Genomic DNA, 19145 nt, shown 5'->3' on the forward strand with positions numbered 1-19145 from the left:
CAGGCCCGGGGCGCGGCCGTGCCGCACGGCGAACTGGTCCGCACCCTGTGGGACGAACACCTCGACCCCCGTACCGGCGCCGTCCGTGCCGTGGTCAGCCGGCTGCGCCGCAAACTGGGCGACGGCGGCACCATCGCGCCCGACACCGGCGACGGGTACCGGCTGTGCGGCTGATCCGGAACCGGCCGTTCCGCGCCCGGCTGGCGCTGGCCTTCGCCGGGCTGTTCCTGCTGACGGGCACCGGGCTGCTGGCCTTCGTGGTGCTGCTGGCCCGGTACGGGACGGCGGAGCAGGCCAAGGGCATCGAGGTGACCCGGGGCAGCTGGGAGGACACCGGGGAAGCGACGGAGAGCGAGTTGCTGCCCACGGGAGTGGCGCAGTCCGGCGGCGGGGACGACTTCCTGGCGATCCGGCAGCTGGACCAGACCGTCCAGGCCGTCCAGGACGCGGCGTTGCGGCAGATGGTCCTGTGGTCGGCGGTCGGCCTGCTCCTGATGGCGGTGGTGGCCGGGCTGCTCGGCTGGTGGCTGGCCGGGCGGGCGCTGCGGCCGGTGGCGGCGATGACGGAGGCCACCCGGCGCATGAGCGAGCAGAATCTGCACCAGCGGCTGGCGCTCACCGGGCCGGACGACGAACTCCACCGGCTCGCCGACACCTTCGACGGCATGCTGGACCGGCTGGAGCGGTCCTTCGAGAGCCAGCGGCGGTTCGTCGCCAACGCCTCCCACGAACTGCGCACCCCGCTGGCGGTCCAGCGCGCGAGTCTGGAGATCGGTCTGGCCGACCCGCTGCCGGAGGGCCTCGCCGAGGTGCGCGAGGACCTGCTGACCGCCAACCGGGAGGCGGAACGGCTGATCACCGCGCTGCTGCTGCTCGCCCGCAGCGACCGGGGCACCGAGGCGACCGAACCGGTGGACCTGGCGGACACCGCCCGCCAGGTGACGGCCGAACTGGCGGAGCCGGCCCGGGCGGCGGGCGTGACGGTCACCGTGGACGGCCCGCCGCTGACCGTCGTCGGGGACCCGGTGCTGCTGCGGCACCTGCTGACCAACCTCGTGGGCAACGCGATCCAGTACAACCGTCCCGGCGGCCGGGTCCGGGTCGCGGTCGCCGACCGCGCCCTGACCGTCACCAACACCGGACCCGCCATCGCGCCCGACCGGATCCCGGAACTCTTCGAACCCTTCCGGCGTCTGGGCCAGGACCGCACCGGCACCACCGGCCACGGACTCGGCCTGTCCATCGTCCGCTCGATCGCTGCGGCGCACGGCACCCGGGCCACGGCCGAGCCCGGCCCCGAGGGCGGGCTGACCGTCACGGTCCGCTTCCCCTGAGCGGCGCGGCACGCACCGTACACCCCCGCTACCCGGGGCGGCCGGAGAAGATCAGCCACAGCGACCCGGCCGCCCCGGCCGCCGTGAGCAGGGTCAGCGCGGTCACCACGACGCGCAGGCCCAGCTCTTCGGCGGTCGGCCGCCGTAACTCCCCGGTGCCGTACACGGTCGGCTCCGCCGGGGCGTCGTGGTCGTAGCCGCCGACGTACCGCACCAGCCAGCCGGTGCACGGCTCGCAGGACGAGAACGGGGCGTGCCGGGCACCGTGGATCACCGGCCCCAGCCAGATGACCGGGACGCCCTCCCGGCGGCACATCACGCACAGGCCGTTCTCCCACCAGCAGGTGAGCACACCGGTACGGGCGAACAACTGCGGCCCCTCCGGCACCTTCACCGCACCCGTCGCAGAGGCGGGAAGCGGCGGGTCACCTCGATGGTGTGCAGCTTGCCGAGGACGTAGGTGTTGCCGTCCTCGAAGGTGAGCTTCTTGCGGGACGGATACACCTCCCGCAACTCCCGGATACGGTGCGGGATACCGCCGACCGCCACCACGTCCCCGACGCGGATGTCGGTGCCGTTGACGACGATCGTGCGGATCAGGGGATCGAACACGGGCCCTCCCGGAGAGTGAAGATGAGGCTCTTGCCGTTCGCGGTCCGCTCGGTCCGCCAGTGGGCGGCGAGCAGATCGAGGAGTTCCAGACCGCGCCCCGATTCGTCTTGGGCGTGCGCCTGTCGCCGCACCGGAACGGCCGGGCACCGGTCGTGCACCTCCACCTGGACGGTGCCGGCGAGCGGTGAGTGACACAGCACGTCGAAGGAGTCGCCTGCGGCGTGCAGGACGGCGTTGGTGGCCAGTTCGGAGATGAGCAGTTCGACGGCGTCCCGGTCCACGGTGGGGAAGGGCGCGTACGCCTCCACCGCTATCCGCCGGGCACGGCGGACGGACGCCGCGACGCAGGGGTACCGACCGACAGCCAACACGAATCCGCGCTCAAGCATGGGGAGTTCCTTCCGGCCGACCGCGCACGATCAGGGCTCACGCCCAGCGACGGTATGGTGTCGGGGCGTACACAGAGGAGTGTTGTGCATATCCGCGTGAGTATGCAAGACAGTCGCGCGGATTCACCCATTAGGGGCCGCGAGCCCAGGTACGCCGCGCTAGGCTGACGCGTGGTGGGGTTCGACGAACGCAAAAGGAGAACCGTGTCGACGAGCGTCAACACCAGCGCACTGGCGATCCAGCGGGATGTCGGCGCGGAACTGCGCCGCCTCCGTCTGGAGGCCGGTTTCGCGACGCAGACGGCAGCCGCCAAGCAGTTGAAGTGCTCGCAGAACAAGATCTCTTACGTGGAGAGCGGCAAACGCTGGCCGGACGACACCCTGCTGAAGCGGATGCTGAAGGTCTACGGCGTCGAGGAGCCCAAGCGCACCGAGATCCTGACGACCATCCGGACGGGCAAGTCGATCGACCGGTCGTGGTGGCAGGAGCCGAAGTATCGGAGCCTGATCACCGGCGGGTTCGGGCGGATCTTCCCTCTCGAAGACGCCGCCGATACGCTCTGGGTGCATTCGGGGACCTACGTGCCGGGGCTGCTCCAGACAAAGGGCTACATCGAGGCGCTGGCTGCCTTCGGCCAGAAGGATGAGAGTAGGCAACATCGCGAACTCTTCGTGGAGACGCGACTGCGGCGGCAGCAGATCCTGACCCGCAGCCAACCTGTCACACTGCAAGCGTTGTTCTTGGAGTCAGCGCTGCGCCCGGTGGTCGGAGGGCCGGACACCATGCGTGGCCAGCTCCAACACCTGCGCAAGATGGCTGAGCGGCCGAATGTCAGCCTGCGAGTCATCCCTTTCTCCGCCGGAGCGGGGGCGACTGCCGGTGCGCCTTTCAACGTGTTCAGGTTTCCCGGAACACACAACAAGATCGTGGCCATCCATGAGATGCCACGTGGTGACGGTGAGGTTGCAGACCCAGCTGAGGTCAGGCGTATGCGTCGGCGTTTCAGCGACCTGGCTGAAGTGGCACTGAGTACCGCAGAGACAGTTGAACTCATGGAAGAGATTGAGAAGGCGCTATGACCGACCCGAAGACCGAACTGTACGCAGCCCCGCTGTCCGGCGAGTGGATCAAGTCCAGCCTCAGCTCCCCGAACGCCGACGCCTGCGTCCGCCTGATGAAGATAGACGGCGGTGTCGCGATGGACGACTCCAAGCGCCCGGATCTTGCCCCGCTCCGCTACACGCGGGCTGAGCTGGCCGCCTTCCTCCAGGCGGCCAAGGCCGGGGAGTTCGACCACCTCTTGGAGGGGTGATCCTCAGACCGCCGCGCGGGCGGTCCGCGACTCCCCGACCGGGGCGCACGCTCAGCCCTGGAGCCGGTACACCGACACGTGGGAGGGCGACTCGGCGGTGAACTCGCCGCCCCGCCAGTCCGCGTGGCGTGACTCCAGCTCGAAGCCCGCCAGCTGGGCCATGAGGTCGAGTTCGGCCGGCCAGATGTACCGGTGCGGGCTGCGGAACAGGCGGGCTTCCCGCCCCTCCCCGAACCGGAAGTGGTGCGAGACGACGTGCTGGCGCACCGGGTCGTAGGTGTCCAGGCCGATGTACCCGCTCTCCGTGTTGCACACCATGGCCTGCTGGCCCGGCGGCAGCTTGCGGAGTTCTGGCACCCACAGTTCGATGACGAACCGTCCGCCGGGTGCCAGGTGGCGGGCGGCGTTGCGGAAGCAGGCGACCTGCTCGGCCTGGGTGAGGAGGTTGGAAATGGTGTTGAACACCAGGTAGACGAGCCGGAAGGTGCCCGGCACGGTCGTCGTGGCCATGTCGCCCACGGTGACCGGGATGGTGTCCGCGTCCACCTTGGCGCGCAGTTGCTCGATCATCGGGCGGGAGAGTTCGATGCCCGTGACCGGTACCCCGCGCTCGGCGAGCGGGACGGCGACCCGTCCCGTACCGATCGCGAACTCCAGTACCGGCCCGCCGTCCGCGAGTCCGGCGAGGCGGCTCACCGTCGGCTCGATGACCTCGGGTGCGAACATGCCGGTGCCGGGAGTGTCGTAGGTGCGTGCCGTTTCGTGGTCCCAGATCTCTTCCTGTGACGGTGGCATGCGGGCCAGGATCCCGGGTGCCGACGCCGTTGTCGAAGCGTTTTCCGCCGCTCCGTCCGCCGCTCCGCCGCTCCGTCCGCCGCCCGCCGCCCGCCGTCCGCCGCCCCGGCGCCTCCCGGGCCCGTCCGTCAGAACCTGTTCCCGGGCCCGGGGTTGTGCCGGAGGTCCTTCTCGCGGTGGAATCACCGCATCAGGTGGCGACCGACGTGCTGCGGTGACTCCGGGTGCTCGTGCCGTGGGGCGGTGGAAGACTCGCATGCTGGATCCGCAGTGGGTTTTCCTCAGCGCGGTGCTCGGCCTGGCGGGGAGCGTCCGGTATGCCTTCGCGACCGCGAGGGGTGCGGCGCGTCCGAATGTGGTGACGTGGGCGCTGTGGGCGGCCGTGCCGCTGATCGGGTTCTCCGCGCAGCTCGACGCCGGTGTCGGCTTGCCGGCTGTTCAGACGCTGGCGGCGGGTGCCGGGCCGGTCGCGGTCGTGGCGTGTGGGCTGCTGACCCGGCACATCCTGGTGCGGATCAGTGGCTTCGACAAGGTCTGCGCGGCTGTCGCGGCCGTCGCGCTCGTGGTGTGGCTGGTGCTGGAGCACGCCCCGCTGGCGGTGGTGTGCGTCGTCGTGGCCGACGCCGCCGCGGCGTTGCCGACGCTCGTGAAAGCCTGGCGCGATCCGTACTCGGAGAATCTGCTGTTCTATGTCCTGGTCGGCATCGGTGCCGGGGTGACGCTCATGACGATCACCTCGTGGGAGCCCGAGTCCTGGGCGTTCGCGGCCTATGTGTTCGCCCTGTGCGCTGTGCTGGGCGGGACGGTGTTCATCCGGCGGCGAGTTCTCCAGCAGCCGGGGCCCGGTCCCGCCTAGCGGGGAGAGGTCCGCCCGCCGACCGGGCACAGGGAACGGGTTCTCAGCCGCTGCCCGGCCAGCCGCGCAGGGCCATGTCCGCCACGTGCTGGAGGTCTTCGCGGGTGGCCCCGCTCGCCGCCTGGACGGCGAGGCCGTTGGCGAAGGTCATGAGGTAGCGGGCGAGCCGTCCGGGGTCGGTGCCGGGGGGCAGATCGCCCTCGTCGACGGCCTGCCGGAACCGGTCGCGCAGCAGGCCGACGCCCCCGTTGCGCCAGTCGGCGAGCGTGTCCCGCGCGGTGCGCCCGGACTCCCCGGCGGCGAGGGCGCCCTGGACGCCGAGGCAGCCGGCGGGGCACCCGGGGCGGGTGGAGAGCTCGACGGCGCCGTTCAGGAAGGCGGTGGCCACGCCCCGGGCGGTCGGCTCCCGCAGCGCCCGGGCCGCATAGGAGGCGGGGCCCTCGGTGTAGCGGTCCAGGGCCTTGCGGAACAACTCCTCCTTGTTGCCGAAGGCCGCGTACATGCTGGTGCGGGTGATGCCCATGGCGGCGGTGAGGTCGGTGAGGCTGGCGCCCTCGTAGCCCTGCTCCCAGAAGACCCGCATGGCCGCTTCGAGCGCCGTGTCGGCGTCGAACCCGCGCGGGCGGCCGATCGGCCCCTTCTGTCGCGTCTCCATGGGCTCAGCCTACCTCTTCCGTACCGATCGGTTCTGATGTGCTACGTTCTCCTTCAGTACCGATCGGTACAGATATCTGTGGAGGGCAGTCGCATGGGGCAGCTTGAAGGCAAGACGGCCGTCATCACCGGTGGCCACACGGGCATCGGCCTGGCCAGCGCCGTACGGCTGGCGGCCGAGGGCGCGCACGTGTTCATCATCGGGCGGCGTGAGCCCGAACTGGCCGCGGCCGTGGAGACCATCGGCGCGGCATCGGTGACGGCCGTGCCCGGGGACATCACGAACCCCGCCGACCTGGACCGGCTGTACGCGGCGGTCCGCGCCCGGGGCCGCGGCCTCGACGTGGTCTTCGCGAACTCGGCGACCGCCCTGTTCGCGACCCTGGAGGACACCACCGAGGAGCAGATCGACCGGGTGTTCGGCGTCAACGTACGGGGCACGCTGCTCACCGTGCAGAAGGCGCTGCCGCTGCTCAACGACGGCGCGTCGGTGATCCTCAACGCCTCGACCGCCGCCGACAACGGGACGGAGGCATTCGGCCTGTACGCGGCGTCCAAGGCCGCCGTCCGGTCCTTCGCCCGGACCTGGGCCAACGAACTGAAGGGCCGGGGCGTCCGGGTCAACGCCATCTCGCCGGGGCCGGTCGACACGACCGGGATCACGGAGCTGTTCGGGGGCGAGGAGAACGCCGTCGCCGCCCGCGCCCGCCTCGCCACGGACACCGCGATCGGCCGGATGGGGCGCCCGGAGGAGGTCGCCGGGGTGGTGGCCTTCCTCGCCTCCGGGCAGAGCAGCTTCATGCTCGGCGCCAACGTCTACGTGGACGGGGGAGAGAACCAGATCTGAGCCGTGACGGTGGGAGGGGCCCGGGGCCCGGGGCCCGGGGCCCGGGGCACTCCCGCGAGCCGCGAGAGGCGGGCGGCGGATACCGTCGTGGTGGCGCGGGCGTGTTCACCGAGCGCCCGTCCGGCCGGGCATCGCCCCGTACCGGACGGCTACGGCGCGGCGTCCCCGGACGCCGCGCCGGGCGCGAGGAAGTCCAGCACCCGGCGCCAGGTCAGCTCGGCGGCGGCCGGGTCGTGGTCGTCGAGCTGAGCATCGGTGAAGAAGTGGCCGGCCCCCGGATAGCGGAAGACGTCCAGGGCGACATCCCGCTCCCGCGCGGCGCGACGGAGCGCTGCCACACTGTCGGGTGGGACGAAGTCGTCCGGTTCGGCCGCGTGCAGTTGCACCCGCGTGCCCGGGCGTACGGATGCGGGCAGCTCGGCCGGGGCGTGCAGCAGCAGAACACCGGCGGTGGCGGTGCGCTCGGGCCAGAGTTCGGTGACGACGCCGGTTCCCATGGAGACACCGGCGAGCACGGTCTCGTCCGGCAGCTCCCGCAGCGCCCGCCGGGCACGGTCGATCACCACTGCCCAGCCCACCCGGTCGAGCAGTGCGAACCCCTGGTCGAGGGTGGCCGCGGTCTCGCCGCCGAAGAGGTCGGGTGTGACCACCCGATGTCCGGCGCGCCGCAGTCGGTCGGCGGCGAGGCGTTCCACCGGACGCAGACCGAGCACGGAGTGGAACAGCGCGATGTGGGCCATCGTGCCATCCTGCCCCACCGTGATGGCCGCCACCGACGGCCCGTCACGGTCCTCCCGCGACCGGCACGGTGGTGCCGGTGAACGGAGCGGAGCGAGCCGGCCGCCGGGTGCCCCGTTCGGCCGGCGCGGCCGGTCCGCAACGGCCGGCCGGCCCCGTACGTCCGCGCCGCCCGGGCGACCCGGGCGGCGCGCGAGGGCCAGGAGAAGGGCTCAGGCCGGGCCGGCCGGGGCGATCCGCTTCTCGAACCAGTGGTGGGCGTACGGCTCGGAGTTGAAGGCCGGGATCTCCTCGAACCCGCAGGCGTGGTACAGCCGGATGGCCTCCGTCAGCGCCTTGTTGGTGTCCAGCCGCAGCAGGTCGTACCCGTGGGCCGCCGCCCGCCGCTCCAGTTCGGTGATCAGCCGGCGGGCCAGGCCCAGGCCACGGGTGGCGGGGGAGACCCACATGCGCTTGATCTCGGCGGGCGCGTCGGCCGGGAGCTTCAGCCCGGCGCAGCCGACCGGCGTCCCGTGCAGCCGGGCGACCAGGAAGACGCCGCGCGGGGGCCGGAGTTCACCCGCGTCGGGGAGCAGGCTGCGGGCGGGGTCGAAGCCGGTGTCCAGGCGTTCGCTCAGCTCGGCGAAGAAGGACCGCAGACAGTGCTGGGCGTCCGGGTGGCCGGGGTCGACTTCGTCGAGGGAGACGGTTCCGGCGGTCAGCAGCCGTTCGGCCTCGGCCAGGGCGGCGACCAGGCGGGCACGCTGGGCCGGGTTGAGCGGTGCGAGCAGTCCGCCCGCCACCTCGTCGCTGCGCCGGTCCAGGACGGCGCACTCGGCGCGGCCGGCGTCGGTGAGGCGGACGGTGCGCAGCCGCTTGTCCTCCGGGCGCTGTTCCACGGTGATCAGTCCGGACTGCTCCAGGGAGCGCAGCAGCCGGCTGACGTACCCCGAGTCCAGGCCGAGGCGCTCGCGCAGCCACCGCACGTCCCGCCCGTGCTCGCCGATCTCCCACAGCAGCCGGGCCTCGCCGATGGGGCGGTCGCGGCCCAGGTAGTGGTCGTGGAGTACGCCGACGCGTTCGGTGATGGTGCGGTTGAAGCGGCGTACCTGGTCGATCTGTGCGGTGTCCATGTCTCTGACTTTAGTCAGGGAGTGCGGCGGGGCGGTACGCTGCCCCTGTGGCAGAACCGCTGAAGACCTGGGTGGCGGGCAGAGAGGTGGATGTCCCGAACAGCATTCCGGACATCCGGGCCGCCCTGCCCCCGCAGCGCCGGGCCGACTTCGACACGGCCATCAACGAGGCCGGGGTGCACGAGATCCACGCCGTGATGCGGCACTGGATGCTGGAGGCCGTTCCCGACCCGGACGCCGACGCCACGATGGAGCGGCTGGCCCGGGAAGAGGCCGAGCGGCACGGCGCCGGGTGAGGCATCGCATCGCCTACGCGCCGCCGGCCGACGACGGCTTGCGCAAGATGCCGCGCCGGTCGGAGTTCGAGAGCGCCATGGCGACGACGATCGCCCGCGACCCGTACGGCCACGGCTCCACGGAGGTCGGCGGCGACCGGGACCGCCGGGACGCCACGGTGGCGGGGGCCATCGTGCGCTACGTCGTGTCAGCCACCGTCCTGACGGTCACGGTGGTCCGGCTCATCTCCCTGTGAGCCGGGGGTGCGGGCCCGTCAGATCCCGTACGAGCGCAGCAGGCGGGTGAGCTGACGGCCCGTGGCGAGCAGCGGTGCCTCGGAGCGGGTGACCTGGGCGGTGACCTCGGCGCCCTCCAGGGCGGAGATGACGGTGGTGGCCAGCTCGCGGGCGTCCTCGGGCGGGTAGCCGCCGGCCAGCAGCTTGTCGTGCACCAGCCCCTCCCACTGGCTCAGCGCGTCGGCGCACACCTGCTGGATCTCCGAGTCCGTGCCCAGGGTCTCCAGCGCCGCCGCCGTGACCGGGCAGCCGTCGATCCAGCCCGACTCCCGCAGGCCGGTGGCGAGTTCGCGGGCGCAGGCGGCGACCGCGTCGGCCGGGTGCTCCTCCCGGGCCAGGGAACGGCGCAGCAGGTCGGCGAACTCCGCGCCGCTGTGCCGGATCGCGGCGACGGCCACCGTCTCCTTGCCGCCCGGGAAGAAGTGGTAGACGGAGCCGAGCGTGGCGCCCGCCTCCTGGGCGATCTGCTTGATGCCGGTGCCGACGTACCCCTGGCGCTGGAGCAGGCGGGCGGCGGCGACGACGATCCGGTCCCGGGTGCTGGTCTGCTGCATGCGGCCACCGTACCGGCTGCTGAGTAGAGCGTTCGTTCCAGTGCTGTGGTACGTTCTGGCCGCGCACTAAATAGAGCGCTCGTTTTAGTCAGGGGAAAGGGACCCGGCATGAGCAGCACGCAGCAGGAGCAGCGGGACCGGCAGGAGCAGCGGTCCGTCACCGTCATCGGGCTCGGCCCCATGGGGCAGGCCATGGCGGGGGCCTACCTCGACCGGGGCTACGCGGTCACCCTCTGGAACCGCACCGCCGCCCGCGCGGACGCGCTCGTCGCGCGCGGCGCCGTCCTCGCCCCCAGCGCGGCGGCGGCGCTGGAGGCCAATGAGCTGGTGGTGCTCAGCCTCACCGACTACGCCGCCGTGTACGCCGTCCTGGAGCCCGCCACCGGGGCGCTGAAGGGGCGGACGGTCGTCAACCTCAGCTCGGACACCCCGGAGAAGACCCGGGCCGGTGCCCAGTGGTTCGCCGGGCACGGTGCCGTGCAGCTCACCGGCGGCGTCACGGTCTCCCCGGCCGGGGTCGGGCAGGAGGGGTCGGTGATCCTCTACAGCGGTCCGCGCGCGGTGTTCGACCGGCACCGGGCGGCGCTCGAAGTGCTCGCGGGCGTGGCCGACTACCGGGGCGAGGACACCGGTCTCGCGGCGCTGCTCTACCAGATCAACATGGGCATCTTCTGGACCTCGATGCTGAGTTACTGGCAGGCCATCGCCCTCGCCGAGGCCAACGGGCTGAGCGCGACCGACATCCTGCCGTTCGCGACCGACACCTCCGACTCGCTGGCCGGGTTCTACACCTTCTACGCCGGGCGGATCGACGCGGGCGACCACACCGGCGACGTGGACCGGCTCGCCATGGGCGCGGCCAGCGTCGACCACGTGCTGCACACCATGGCGGACGCGGGCGTGGACACCACCCTCCCGGCCACGGTCGCCACGCTGTTCGAGCGCGGGATGGCGGCCGGGTACGGCGCCGACAGCTTCTCCCGGATCCTGGAGCTCATCCGGAAGGGCTGACCCGCCGCCGGTAGTGGCGGGCGGCGCGGGCGCGGTCGGCGCACGAGGGCTTGCACCACTCCTGGCGGCCGTGGCTCTTGACGAAGTAGCGGACGCAGCGCGGCGCGGTGCAGGCGCGCAGCCGCTCGCGTTCGGGGCCGGTCAGGAAGGCGATCGCGGCGCGGGCCAGCTCGGCCAGCAGCCGGTCCTGAGGGGTGGCGGCCGAGGGGAGCGCGCCGGGGGCCGGGGCGCCGCCGGCCGGCCAGCGCAGCTGTGGGGTGACGGGTTCCAGGGCGGCGGCGGCGTTGAGGCGGGCCAGCGCCTCGTCGTGCGGTAGCAGCCGGTGGGCGTCGGCCGGACTCGGCGGGCCCGGGCTGACCGCGCGGGCGAACAGGGCGCGGACGGCGGCCCGCAGGGCGGTGATCCGCAGTCGCAGCGGCTCGTCCGCCCGTACCTCACCGGTGGGCCGGCCGAGCGGGCCGGACAGCCAGTCCGCGAGGCCGGCGACCGTGGCCAGGTCGTCGGCCACGCCGCCCGCACCGTCGTGCCGGATGGTGCTCGCCAGGTCCAGGGCGAGTCGGCGCTCCTCCATCGCGTCCCTCTCCGCTCACTTGATGACATCGGCGCGGTCAGTCTATGGTCCTCACGGTAAAACATAAAATTACCGTGAGAAAGGATGGCGGCCGTGCTGCTGCTTGCCCAGATCAGCGATCTGCACCTGGACGGAACCGAGCGGGCGACCGAACGCGCCACCCGGGTCGTGCGGCAGCTGCGCGACCTGCCGCGCCCCGTCGACGCCCTGCTGGTCACCGGCGACATCGCCGACCACGGCACGGCCGAGGAGTACGCCGAGGCGGCCCGGATCCTCCAACTGCCGCTCCCGGTGCTGACCTGTCCGGGCAACCACGACGTCCGCGCCCCGTACGAGGCGGCGTTCGGGCCCCGCAACCAGGTGCACCGCCTCCCCGGCGTCACCGTCCTCATGTGCGACGTCACCATCCCCGGCCGGGACGAGGGACGGCTGGAGACGGAGACCCGGGCGTGGATGGAGGACGTCCTCGCCGACCCGGCCGACCAGGACACCCCCGCGCTCATCGCCTTCCACCAGCCGCCCGTCGCCCTCCACCACCCGCTGCCGGACGCCGGGATGCTCCGGAACCCGGACGACCTGGCCGCCGTACTCGCCGCACACCCCCGGGTCGCCGCCGTCCTCACCGGACACGCCCACACCGCCGCCGCCTCCGTCTTCGCCGGCCGCCCGCTGCTGGTGGCGCCCGCCGTCACCTGGACACTGCGGATGCCCTGGGAAGGCGACCGGCCCGCCGACCGCGACCAGCCGCCGGCCCTCGCCTACCACCTCCTCGACGACGCCGCGCGGCTCACCACGCACTTCCGCGTCGTCCCGTGACGGGCTTCGCCCTGGCGATCCTGCCGTTGGTCATCACACCGGGAGCCAGCCTGACGCTGCTCATCCGGCACGTCACCGAAGGCGGACGGCGGCGGGCGGTGCCCGTCGTCCTCGGCACGGCCACCGGCCTGTACGCGCACGCCGCGCTCGCCGTCGCCGGGCTCTCCGCGCTCGTCATGAGCTCCCAGACGGCGTTCACCGTGGTCCGGGTGGCCGGGGCCTGCTACCTCATCGGGCTCGGCGCGTGGACCTGGTGGTCGGCGGGCCGGGCGCCGCGTCCGGCCGGACGGGGCCGGCGCCTGCGGTCCGCCTATCCGCAGGCGCTGTTCGCCAATCTCCTCAACCCGAAGGCGGCCTCGGTCTTCCTGACCCTGATCCCGCAGTTCCTCACCCCGGGACGACCGCTCGCCGGGCAGATCCTGGCGCTGGCCACCGTACAGACCGTCATGGTCTCGCTGTGGCTCACGGCCTGGGCCCTGCTGCTGCCCCGCACCACCGCCCGCCCGGGCGGCGAACGCTTCCGGCGCACGGTCGGCCGGATCGCCGGGGCCGTGCTGATCGGGCTCGGGGGATGGGGCCTGCTCAGCGGCTGACGCCGGGTCGGCGCATGACGGGCGGCCGGCGCCGTGGTGCCGGGCCCCGGACGGAGGCCCGCCCGGGGCGGCCCCGGAGCGGGAATCCGCCCCCGGGGAAGGGGAGTTCAGGCCCCCGCCCCCGGCACCACCCGCGCGGCCGGTCCGTCGAGGATCAGCCGGAGCGTCGGCGCGGCCGTCCCCCCGAAGGACGCGCGGGCCTCGGCAGCGGGCAGCTCCCGGGGATCGGCGCCGCCGGTACGCGGATAGTTGGTGAAGCCCACCACCCGCAGATCCCCGAGAACCCACCAGGCATACGCCTGATCCGGGCGCTCCGGCGGGTTGCGCAGCACCAGCCCGGAGCCGTTCAGCGGCTGGTACGGCCCGGTCAGCGCGTCGGCGACGAAACCGTACAGCCCGGTGGGCGCGCCCGGCGGGTGGAACGCCTGCCGGCTGGTGCAGAAGAACAGGTAGTAGCGCGACCCGTGGACGACCACATGCGGCCGTTCGATCTCGTGGTTGACGCCCTCGGCCACGACCAGCGGCGGAAGCAGCCGCCAGGCGCCGTCCGTCCACCGGGCCGGGGCTACGGCCCCCATGAAGCGGTCGCCCCAGGGCACACTGGCGGCCACCAGCAGGTACGCCGCCCCGTCCGCCGGGTCCCGGAACCAGGCGGGATCGCGGAACGCCTTGATCCGCCCCGGCCCGCCGTCCACCTCGTCGGCGGGCAGATAGACGCGGCCGTCCGAGCGCAGCACGACCCGGTGCTCCGCCTCCGGGGACAGCCGCGCCGCCCCGTCCGCCGTGATCAGGGCCGGGCGGGCCTCCACGACCCGCTGATGGAAGGTGGGGCGTGGCTCCCCGCGCGTACCGGTCGCGGTGTAGAAGACCGACACCGTGCCGTCGGGGCGCCGTACCGCGCACCCGGACCATTCCCGGCTGCCGGGGGAGGCCCCGTCGGGGAACACCGGGCCCAGGTCCGTCCAGCGGTCGCCCGCCCGGGCGAGCAGCCACAGCCGGGCGATGTCGTGGCGCAGTTCCGGGTGGCCGGAGGCGGGAGCGGACAGCGTCATCCACAGTTCCCGGCCGTCCAGGACGGTGGGCGAGCCGTCCTCCTCCTGCACGGGCCACAGGTCCCACACGTCCCGGTCCGCCAGCACCCGGGCGCCGGTGGCGCCGATCGGGGGAGCGGTGGTGGCGGGGTCGTCGGCGAGCCGGTCGAGGTCGGCCCGGGTCCACCGCGTGGTGCGGACATCGGTCACGCCGCGCCCGCCTTCGTGCCGTTGTCGGTTGCCATGAGTCGGTCAGCCCTTCACTGAGCCCTGGAGCAGGGCGGAGACGAAACGGCGCTGGAAGATGAGGAAGACGGTCAGGGTGGGCGCCAGGATCAGCAGCGATCCGGCGCACAGCAGGGGGATGTCCGTGCCCCACTGCCCCTGGAAGGCGCCGAGCGCGCCGGCCATGGTGCGCTGCCCCGGATCGTCGACGAGCACGATGGCGAGCAGGAACTGGTTCCACGTCCACAGGAACAGCAGGATCGCGAGCGAGGAGAGGGCGGGGGCGGCCAGCGGGACATGGATCCGCCAGAACACCTGCCAGACGCCCGCGCCGTCGAGCTGGGCCGCCTCGGAGAGTTCCGTGGGCACATTGACGAAGTGCGCGCGCATCCAGTAGACGGCGAACGGCATGTACAGCCCGATCAGCGGCAGGATGATGGCCCACCGGGTGTTGAGGAACCCCAGGTCGCGCACCAGGTAGTACAGCGGGGTGATGATGCCCTCGAACGGCAGCGTCAGGCCGAGGACGAACAGCAGGAACAGCAGCGGGCCGCCGGCCATCCGCAGATGGCCGAGCGCGAACCCGGCCATGGTGCCGAGGATCAGCGAGACGGGCACCACGCCCAGCACGATCAGCGTGCTCGACCACAGCAGCTCGCCCATGCGGGCGGCCTCGAAGGCGCGGACGAAGTTCCCCCACTGCGGGTCGTCCGGCCACTGGAGGCCCGAGGGGTAACTCCCGGACGGGTGCAGGGCGGTGACGAACAGGCTGAGGAACGGCACGATCGTGACGACCATCAGGGCGACGAGGAACAGCCGTCCCGTCCACGCTTCACGTTTGCCGACGATCATGGCCGCTCCCTGGTGAGCCGCTGGACGGGCAGGACGCACAGGAGCACCAGCACCATGAGGACCACCGCCAGCGCGGACGCCACCCCGATCTGCCGGTCGGAGAAGGCCTGGTAGAAGATCTCCAGGCCGGGCACCATGGTGGCGTTGCCCGGGCCGCCCTGGGTGGAGATGTAGATGATGTCGAAGCTGGCCAGCGCGGCGATGACGGTCACGGTGACGCAGACGCCGATCTCCTGCCGCAGGCTGGGCACGGTGACGGAGAAGAACTCCCGTACCGGGCCCGCGCCGTCGAGCCGGGCCGCCTCGTAGAGGGCGGGATCGATCTTGCTCATGCCCGCCAGCAGCAGCAGCGTGCACAGACCGAGCATCACCCAGGCGCCCATCACACCGACCGCGGGCAGCGCCGTGGACAGATCGCCGAGCCAGGCGCGGGTGGTCCCGCCCAGACCGACGGCCGACAGCACCTGGTTGACCAGGCCGTTGGAGGACAGCAGCCAGGTCCAGGTGATGCCGACGGCCACCAGGGGGATGACCTGGGGGATGAACACGACCGTCCGGGCGACCAGGGCGAGCCGGCTGGCGGCGATACGCCGGATGGTCGCGGCGATCGCCAGGCCGAGCAGCACCGGGACCACGCTGAAGAACACGATGAGCCGGAAGGCGTTGAGGATCGTCCGGAAGAGTTCCGGGTCGCTGAACACCCGGTGGTAGTTGTCGAGCCCCACCCAGGTCGAGGCGCCGATGCCGTTCCACTCGTAGAGCGAGTACTGGAAGGTGAGGAGCATCGGCCACAGGACGAACACCGCGTAGACCGCCAGGGCCGGGGCGGCGAACAGCCAGCCGACCCACCACCGGGTGGAGAGGCCGGCGGGCGGCCGGCCGCCGCCCCGGCGCCCGGCTCCGCGGGGCGGGGCGGCGGTCCGGCTCGCCGCCGGTTCCGTCGTCGGGGAGTTCACCGGTCCTAGCTCCCGGTTCCGGAGGCGTACTCGCGCTGCACCGCCGCCAGCAGCCCCTCGGGGGTCTGCTCGCCCGCGAACAGCAATTGCAGCTGCGGGGTCCAGCCCTTGGCGTAGATGGAGCCGGTGGCGTTGGCGATGAAGTCCATGGCGCCGTTGTCCCCGGAGACCTGGGCTCCGGCCGCCAGCGTCTGGGCGGTGACGGTGCCTTCGGCCACCTCGGGCATGGGCGCGTCGGGCAGCCCCATCGGGTGCGAGCCGCCGATCTCGACCGCGATCTCCCGGGCGCGTTCGTCGGTCGCCACCCAGTTGAGGAAGTACGCCGCCTGGTCCGGGTTCTTCGCGTGGGCGCCGATGCCGTAGGTCAGGGGCGCGGACATCGCGGCGACCGGACCGCCCGCCTCGCGCGGCGGCATCACGAAGAAGCCCACCTCCCCGGGCATCTCCGCGTCCAGATTCCCGGACTCCCAGTCGCCGTTGAACATGAACAGTCCGCCACCGGCCAGGAACGTGCCCATCATCTGGGCGTACTCCATCGCGTTGGCGTCCGGGTCGAAGTACCCGGCCCGGATCCAGTCCTGGAGATGGCCGACCGCCGAGAGGTTCGAGGGGGTGTCGATGGTGGCGCCGGGACGCTGGTAGATCCAGTCGTTGATCGGCCCGGGCTCTCCGTAGACCGCCATGAGGTTCTGGAGTGGGAACGCGAAGCCGCCGGTGGCGCCGCCGTTGAACTGGACGATCGGCACGATCCCGGCCTCGTGGGCCGCGGCCAGCAGGTCGTCGAACTCCGCGAGCGTGGCCGGCGGGGCCGTCATGCCGATCCGCTCGGCGAGGGTCTTGTTGTAGAAGACGCCGGTCATGCTGAAGTTCAGGCCCATCCCGTACAGCGGCCCCTCGCCGCGCGGGGAGCCCTCCGGGGCGGAGCGCAGCTGTTCCAGCTGGGACGGGGGCCACTGGTCCCACCCGAAGACCTTCGCGTACCCGTCGAGGTCCAGCAGCAGACCGTTGCTCACCAGTTCGGAGAGCTGCGGGAGGCGCATGAGGTCCGGCGGGTCGTCGGCGAGTACGCGCGGCGCGTTCTGGGTGATCACCGCGAACTGGTCCTCGCGTATGTCCCAGGTGACGTTGGGGTACTGCCGGGTGAACTCCTCCGTCAGGGCGCGCGCCATGGGGAAGCCGGTCTCGAAGTACGCCGTGAGGGTGACCGGTTCGGTGCCGATGGCCGGTGCCTGCGAGGGGGAGGCGCCGGGCTTCGACGGCTCGGGGCCGCTGCTTCCCGGCCCACCGCAGCCTACGGCCACCGTTCCCGCGAGGGCGAGGAAACCGAGCGCGGCTTCCCGACGGCTGATGGAACGCGTCATTGCGCACACTCCGTGGATTTCATGGACGAACCGCCAGGGGCGGGAATGTCCTGCGCCGTTGCTAAATCGTGTTAGCGGCGGTTAGTGTTACGCCCCGTTCCGGTAGATGTCAAGGTTCTTGTCAGGCTCGATACGTGGGAGGTTCTCCGGTGGGAGTGCGACGGGTGACCATGACCGATGTGGCCGAACGCGCCGGGGTGTCCCGCACCACCGCGTCCCTGGTGCTCTCCGGGCGGGGCCGGGAGATGCGGATCTCCCGCGACGTGGAGCGGCGCGTCCTGGAAGCCGCCGACGCGTTGCGCTACCGCCCGGACATCGTCTCCGTCGCTCTGCGCACCGGGACGACCCGGACCATCGGATTCGTCTCCGACACCGTGGCGACCTCCCGGCTGGCGGGCGACATGATCAAGGGAGCGCTGGAGGCCGCGCGCGAGCGCGGCGTCATGCTGTTCATCGGCGAGACGGAGGGCGAGCCGGACCTGGAGGAAGGACTGCTCCAGGCCATGCACGACCGGCGGGTCGACGGGATCGTGTTCGCCTCGATGTTCACCCGCACCCTCGCCGTGCCGTCCGTGCTCTCCGGAGGGCCGGCCGTCCTGCTGAACGCGCTGCCGGACCGGTCCTCCCCGCCCCTGCCTTCGGTGATCCCCGACGAGACCGGCGCCGGGCGCGAGGCGGCCCGGGTGCTGCTCGGCGCGGGGCACCGGGACGGCATCCATCTGATCGGCGCCGGTCCCGGGGTGCGCGATGTGCCGCCCGGAGCCGTCGCGGGGGCCGAACGGCTCGCCGGTATCCGCGAGGTCTTCGCCCGGGAATCGGTGAAGATCGCCAGCGGCCGGGTGTGCCCCGACTGGCAGCCGGAGTACGGGTACGAGGCCACCCGCGAGCTGCTGTCCTGCGACCGGCCGCGCGCCCTGATCTGCCTCAACGACCGGCTGGCCCTGGGCGCTTATCAGGCACTCGACGCGGCGGGGCTGAAGGTGCCGGACGACGTCTCCGTGATCTCCTTCGACGACCACCCCATCGCCACCTGGATCCGGCCCAAGCTCACCACCGTCGCGCTCCCGCACCACGAGCTGGGCCGCACCGCCGTCGACGCGCTGTTCTCGGAGATCGAGCGGCACCGCGGAGGACTGCCCCCCGAGAACCGGCAGATCCGGGTCCCGATGCCGGCCCGGCTGCGCGAGTCGGTGGCTCCCGCGGCCGGCTGACACCGCGGGGGGCCGGCCGGGGGACGGGGCGGGAGCGGCCGATGAGTTTCCGGCCCCGCCCCGGTCAGCCCTTCCATGGAGACACATCTGGACCTGGGACCCGCCGCGCGGCAGGCCGCGGCACTGCTCGACGGCGTGGAGGAGCGGCACCTGGGCGCGGCGACGCCCTGCGCGGCGTACACGGTGCGGGATCTGCTCCAGCATCTGCTGGGCCTGACCGTCGCGTTCCGGGACGCCGCGCGCAAGGACCTCGGCCCCTCGACGCGGACGGACCCGGCCGACCCGGCCGCGCCCCGGCCGGAGCTGACCGGCGACTGGCGGGGGCGGCTGCGCACGCACCTGGACGAACTGGTGGCGGCCTGGCGCGAACCGGCCGCCTGGCGGGGCGAGACCGAGGCCGGGGGGATCACGTTCCCGGCGCCGGTGGCCGGTGCCGTGGCCCTGAACGAGGTGTTCCTGCACGGCTGGGACCTGGCGCGCGCCACCGGACAGCCGTACCGGGCGGACGAGGCGACCGCGCGGGCCTCGCTCGCCCTGCTGGCGCAGTCGGCGGACGCGGCGGAGCGGGAGAGCACCGGCTTCGGCCCGGCCGTCCCCGTACCGCCGGACGCCCCGCTGCTGGAACGGGCGGTGGCGCTCAGCGGACGGTCGCCGTCCTGGAGCCCGGGCGGCCGGTGATCCCGTTGCCCCGGCCGGTGTCCGCGCCCCCGGCCTGGGGCGTACCGCGTACGGGCCCGGCCAC

The 19145-nt window shown here is 72.7% G+C and carries 26 protein-coding genes; 13 read left to right on the forward strand and 13 right to left on the reverse strand.

The window, feature by feature from the left end; all coding sequences use genetic code 11:
• A partial coding sequence (locus ACFV5N_RS11600; RefSeq protein ID WP_385597428.1) for a helix-turn-helix domain-containing protein occupies positions 1 to 174 on the forward strand: 174 nt, incomplete at its 5' end.
• Complete coding sequence (locus tag ACFV5N_RS11605; RefSeq protein WP_385597373.1) at positions 165 to 1334, forward strand: sensor histidine kinase; 1170 nt, start codon at positions 165 to 167, stop codon at positions 1332 to 1334. The genes ACFV5N_RS11600 and ACFV5N_RS11605, both read left to right, overlap by 10 nt.
• Before the next feature lie 28 nt (positions 1335 to 1362).
• Here ACFV5N_RS11605 and ACFV5N_RS11610 read toward each other — a convergent pair whose 3' ends face one another.
• The 3 genes from ACFV5N_RS11610 to ACFV5N_RS11620 are packed head-to-tail and all read right to left on the reverse strand — an operon-like array spanning position 1363 to position 2335.
• Positions 1363 to 1728, reverse strand: coding sequence for a hypothetical protein (locus ACFV5N_RS11610; RefSeq protein WP_385597375.1), 366 nt, complete (start codon positions 1726 to 1728; stop codon positions 1363 to 1365).
• Positions 1725 to 1946 carry a hypothetical protein gene (locus tag ACFV5N_RS11615; protein WP_247481636.1) on the reverse strand — a complete coding sequence of 74 codons (222 nt, stop codon included), beginning with the start codon at positions 1944 to 1946 and terminating at the stop codon, positions 1725 to 1727. Before ACFV5N_RS11615 ends, ACFV5N_RS11610 begins: the two co-directional genes overlap by 4 nt.
• Positions 1931 to 2335, reverse strand: coding sequence for an ATP-binding protein (locus ACFV5N_RS11620; RefSeq protein WP_385597378.1), 405 nt, complete (start codon positions 2333 to 2335; stop codon positions 1931 to 1933). The genes ACFV5N_RS11615 and ACFV5N_RS11620 overlap by 16 nt, the downstream gene beginning before the upstream one ends.
• 174 nt (positions 2336 to 2509) lie before the next feature.
• Here ACFV5N_RS11620 and ACFV5N_RS11625 point away from each other — a divergent pair, with 174 nt between their 5' ends.
• Both ACFV5N_RS11625 and ACFV5N_RS11630 read left to right on the forward strand, forming a co-directional pair.
• A complete protein-coding gene (locus ACFV5N_RS11625; protein ID WP_385597381.1) occupies positions 2510 to 3415 on the forward strand; it encodes a helix-turn-helix domain-containing protein in 906 nt (301 codons plus the stop codon).
• A complete protein-coding gene (locus tag ACFV5N_RS11630) occupies positions 3412 to 3648 on the forward strand; it encodes a DUF397 domain-containing protein (RefSeq protein ID WP_385597383.1) in 237 nt (78 codons plus the stop codon). The genes ACFV5N_RS11625 and ACFV5N_RS11630 overlap by 4 nt, the downstream gene beginning before the upstream one ends.
• A gap of 51 nt (positions 3649 to 3699) precedes the next feature.
• Here the strand turns inward: ACFV5N_RS11630 and ACFV5N_RS11635 are convergent, their stop codons facing one another.
• Positions 3700 to 4443, reverse strand: coding sequence for a class I SAM-dependent DNA methyltransferase (locus ACFV5N_RS11635; protein WP_385597386.1), 744 nt, complete (start codon positions 4441 to 4443; stop codon positions 3700 to 3702).
• Positions 4444 to 4699: 256 nt separating this feature from the next.
• Between ACFV5N_RS11635 and ACFV5N_RS11640 the strand changes: the two genes are divergently transcribed.
• Positions 4700 to 5299, forward strand: coding sequence for a hypothetical protein (locus ACFV5N_RS11640; RefSeq protein WP_385597388.1), 600 nt, complete (start codon positions 4700 to 4702; stop codon positions 5297 to 5299).
• A gap of 43 nt (positions 5300 to 5342) precedes the next feature.
• Here the strand turns inward: ACFV5N_RS11640 and ACFV5N_RS11645 are convergent, their stop codons facing one another.
• Positions 5343 to 5954, reverse strand: coding sequence for a TetR/AcrR family transcriptional regulator (locus ACFV5N_RS11645; RefSeq protein ID WP_385597390.1), 612 nt, complete (start codon positions 5952 to 5954; stop codon positions 5343 to 5345).
• Positions 5955 to 6047: 93 nt separating this feature from the next.
• Here ACFV5N_RS11645 and ACFV5N_RS11650 point away from each other — a divergent pair, with 93 nt between their 5' ends.
• Positions 6048 to 6800: an SDR family NAD(P)-dependent oxidoreductase gene (locus ACFV5N_RS11650; protein WP_385597392.1), complete on the forward strand. Its 753-nt coding sequence runs from the start codon at positions 6048 to 6050 to the stop codon at positions 6798 to 6800.
• Positions 6801 to 6949: 149 nt separating this feature from the next.
• Here the strand turns inward: ACFV5N_RS11650 and ACFV5N_RS11655 are convergent, their stop codons facing one another.
• Positions 6950 to 7540: a dienelactone hydrolase family protein gene (locus ACFV5N_RS11655; protein ID WP_385597394.1), complete on the reverse strand. Its 591-nt coding sequence runs from the start codon at positions 7538 to 7540 to the stop codon at positions 6950 to 6952.
• 210 nt (positions 7541 to 7750) lie between these two features.
• Entirely contained in the window at positions 7751 to 8650 is a 900-nt protein-coding gene (locus ACFV5N_RS11660; protein WP_385597396.1) for a GNAT family N-acetyltransferase, read from the reverse strand.
• Between the two features lie 47 nt (positions 8651 to 8697).
• Here ACFV5N_RS11660 and ACFV5N_RS11665 point away from each other — a divergent pair, with 47 nt between their 5' ends.
• The gene (locus ACFV5N_RS11665) at positions 8698 to 8946 is read left to right on the forward strand and encodes a hypothetical protein (RefSeq protein ID WP_019433125.1); all 249 of its coding nucleotides are present in this window, start codon (positions 8698 to 8700) and stop codon (positions 8944 to 8946) included.
• Positions 8943 to 9182, forward strand: a complete 240-nt coding sequence (locus ACFV5N_RS11670; protein WP_019433124.1) for a hypothetical protein — start codon at positions 8943 to 8945, stop codon at positions 9180 to 9182. Before ACFV5N_RS11665 ends, ACFV5N_RS11670 begins: the two co-directional genes overlap by 4 nt.
• 18 nt (positions 9183 to 9200) lie before the next feature.
• Here ACFV5N_RS11670 and ACFV5N_RS11675 read toward each other — a convergent pair whose 3' ends face one another.
• Positions 9201 to 9776 carry a TetR/AcrR family transcriptional regulator gene (locus tag ACFV5N_RS11675; RefSeq protein ID WP_385597400.1) on the reverse strand — a complete coding sequence of 192 codons (576 nt, stop codon included), beginning with the start codon at positions 9774 to 9776 and terminating at the stop codon, positions 9201 to 9203.
• Positions 9777 to 9884: 108 nt separating this feature from the next.
• On the opposite strand from ACFV5N_RS11675, the gene ACFV5N_RS11680 reads away from it, so the two are divergent.
• Positions 9885 to 10787 carry an NAD(P)-dependent oxidoreductase gene (locus tag ACFV5N_RS11680; protein ID WP_385597403.1) on the forward strand — a complete coding sequence of 301 codons (903 nt, stop codon included), beginning with the start codon at positions 9885 to 9887 and terminating at the stop codon, positions 10785 to 10787.
• Here the strand turns inward: ACFV5N_RS11680 and ACFV5N_RS11685 are convergent.
• Positions 10771 to 11358, reverse strand: coding sequence for a CGNR zinc finger domain-containing protein (locus tag ACFV5N_RS11685; protein ID WP_385597406.1), 588 nt, complete (start codon positions 11356 to 11358; stop codon positions 10771 to 10773). The genes ACFV5N_RS11680 and ACFV5N_RS11685 overlap by 17 nt on opposite strands.
• Before the next feature lie 84 nt (positions 11359 to 11442).
• Between ACFV5N_RS11685 and ACFV5N_RS11690 the strand changes: the two genes are divergently transcribed.
• Together ACFV5N_RS11690 and ACFV5N_RS11695 are read left to right on the forward strand one after the other, a co-directional pair.
• Positions 11443 to 12174 carry a metallophosphoesterase gene (locus ACFV5N_RS11690; protein WP_385597409.1) on the forward strand — a complete coding sequence of 244 codons (732 nt, stop codon included), beginning with the start codon at positions 11443 to 11445 and terminating at the stop codon, positions 12172 to 12174.
• The gene (locus tag ACFV5N_RS11695) at positions 12171 to 12767 is read left to right on the forward strand and encodes a LysE family translocator (protein WP_385597413.1); all 597 of its coding nucleotides are present in this window, start codon (positions 12171 to 12173) and stop codon (positions 12765 to 12767) included. The genes ACFV5N_RS11690 and ACFV5N_RS11695 overlap by 4 nt, the downstream gene beginning before the upstream one ends.
• A gap of 107 nt (positions 12768 to 12874) precedes the next feature.
• Here the strand turns inward: ACFV5N_RS11695 and ACFV5N_RS11700 are convergent, their stop codons facing one another.
• From ACFV5N_RS11700 to ACFV5N_RS11715, 4 genes are read right to left on the reverse strand one after another with little or no spacing between them, the layout of a single operon-like run.
• The gene (locus ACFV5N_RS11700; RefSeq protein WP_385597415.1) at positions 12875 to 14008 is read right to left on the reverse strand and encodes a glycoside hydrolase family 68 protein; all 1134 of its coding nucleotides are present in this window, start codon (positions 14006 to 14008) and stop codon (positions 12875 to 12877) included.
• 42 nt (positions 14009 to 14050) lie between these two features.
• Positions 14051 to 14875 (reverse strand): carbohydrate ABC transporter permease, encoded by an 825-nt coding sequence (locus ACFV5N_RS11705; protein WP_385597418.1) that lies wholly within the window; start codon positions 14873 to 14875, stop codon positions 14051 to 14053.
• Positions 14872 to 15831 (reverse strand): carbohydrate ABC transporter permease, encoded by a 960-nt coding sequence (locus ACFV5N_RS11710; RefSeq protein WP_385597420.1) that lies wholly within the window; start codon positions 15829 to 15831, stop codon positions 14872 to 14874. Before ACFV5N_RS11710 ends, ACFV5N_RS11705 begins: the two co-directional genes overlap by 4 nt.
• 5 nt (positions 15832 to 15836) lie before the next feature.
• Entirely contained in the window at positions 15837 to 17192 is a 1356-nt protein-coding gene (locus tag ACFV5N_RS11715) for an ABC transporter substrate-binding protein (RefSeq protein ID WP_385597422.1), read from the reverse strand.
• A 170-nt stretch (positions 17193 to 17362) separates the two neighbouring features.
• Here ACFV5N_RS11715 and ACFV5N_RS11720 point away from each other — a divergent pair, with 170 nt between their 5' ends.
• Together ACFV5N_RS11720 and ACFV5N_RS11725 are read left to right on the forward strand one after the other, a co-directional pair.
• Positions 17363 to 18403, forward strand: a complete 1041-nt coding sequence (locus ACFV5N_RS11720; RefSeq protein WP_385597431.1) for a LacI family DNA-binding transcriptional regulator — start codon at positions 17363 to 17365, stop codon at positions 18401 to 18403.
• Positions 18404 to 18478: 75 nt separating this feature from the next.
• The gene (locus tag ACFV5N_RS11725; RefSeq protein WP_385597425.1) at positions 18479 to 19081 is read left to right on the forward strand and encodes a TIGR03086 family metal-binding protein; all 603 of its coding nucleotides are present in this window, start codon (positions 18479 to 18481) and stop codon (positions 19079 to 19081) included.
• Positions 19082 to 19145 lie beyond the last annotated feature (64 nt).

It is taken from the genome of Streptomyces sp. NPDC059853 (assembly GCF_042731495.1).
Taxonomy (GTDB): domain Bacteria; phylum Actinomycetota; class Actinomycetes; order Streptomycetales; family Streptomycetaceae; genus Streptomyces.

Excerpts from the sequence above, each read along its gene's own strand:
- ACFV5N_RS11680 (WP_385597403.1), top strand. The coding sequence starts at position 9,885 with ATGAGCAGCACGCAGCAGGAGCAGCGGGACCGGCAGGAGCAGCGGTCC.
- ACFV5N_RS11725 (WP_385597425.1), top strand. The coding sequence starts at position 18,479 with ATGGAGACACATCTGGACCTGGGACCCGCCGCGCGGCAGGCCGCGGCA.
- ACFV5N_RS11620 (WP_385597378.1), bottom strand. The coding sequence starts at position 2,335 with ATGCTTGAGCGCGGATTCGTGTTGGCTGTCGGTCGGTACCCCTGCGTC.
- ACFV5N_RS11690 (WP_385597409.1), top strand. The coding sequence starts at position 11,443 with ATGGCGGCCGTGCTGCTGCTTGCCCAGATCAGCGATCTGCACCTGGAC.
- ACFV5N_RS11640 (WP_385597388.1), top strand. The coding sequence starts at position 4,700 with ATGCTGGATCCGCAGTGGGTTTTCCTCAGCGCGGTGCTCGGCCTGGCG.
- ACFV5N_RS11655 (WP_385597394.1), bottom strand. The coding sequence starts at position 7,540 with ATGGCCCACATCGCGCTGTTCCACTCCGTGCTCGGTCTGCGTCCGGTG.
- ACFV5N_RS11660 (WP_385597396.1), bottom strand. The coding sequence starts at position 8,650 with ATGGACACCGCACAGATCGACCAGGTACGCCGCTTCAACCGCACCATC.
- ACFV5N_RS11720 (WP_385597431.1), top strand. The coding sequence starts at position 17,363 with ATGACCGATGTGGCCGAACGCGCCGGGGTGTCCCGCACCACCGCGTCC.
- ACFV5N_RS11650 (WP_385597392.1), top strand. The coding sequence starts at position 6,048 with ATGGGGCAGCTTGAAGGCAAGACGGCCGTCATCACCGGTGGCCACACG.
- ACFV5N_RS11630 (WP_385597383.1), top strand. The coding sequence starts at position 3,412 with ATGACCGACCCGAAGACCGAACTGTACGCAGCCCCGCTGTCCGGCGAG.
- ACFV5N_RS11675 (WP_385597400.1), bottom strand. The coding sequence starts at position 9,776 with ATGCAGCAGACCAGCACCCGGGACCGGATCGTCGTCGCCGCCGCCCGC.
- ACFV5N_RS11635 (WP_385597386.1), bottom strand. The coding sequence starts at position 4,443 with ATGCCACCGTCACAGGAAGAGATCTGGGACCACGAAACGGCACGCACC.
- ACFV5N_RS11685 (WP_385597406.1), bottom strand. The coding sequence starts at position 11,358 with ATGGAGGAGCGCCGACTCGCCCTGGACCTGGCGAGCACCATCCGGCAC.
- ACFV5N_RS11715 (WP_385597422.1), bottom strand. The coding sequence starts at position 17,192 with ATGACGCGTTCCATCAGCCGTCGGGAAGCCGCGCTCGGTTTCCTCGCC.
- ACFV5N_RS11645 (WP_385597390.1), bottom strand. The coding sequence starts at position 5,954 with ATGGAGACGCGACAGAAGGGGCCGATCGGCCGCCCGCGCGGGTTCGAC.
- ACFV5N_RS11705 (WP_385597418.1), bottom strand. The coding sequence starts at position 14,875 with ATGATCGTCGGCAAACGTGAAGCGTGGACGGGACGGCTGTTCCTCGTC.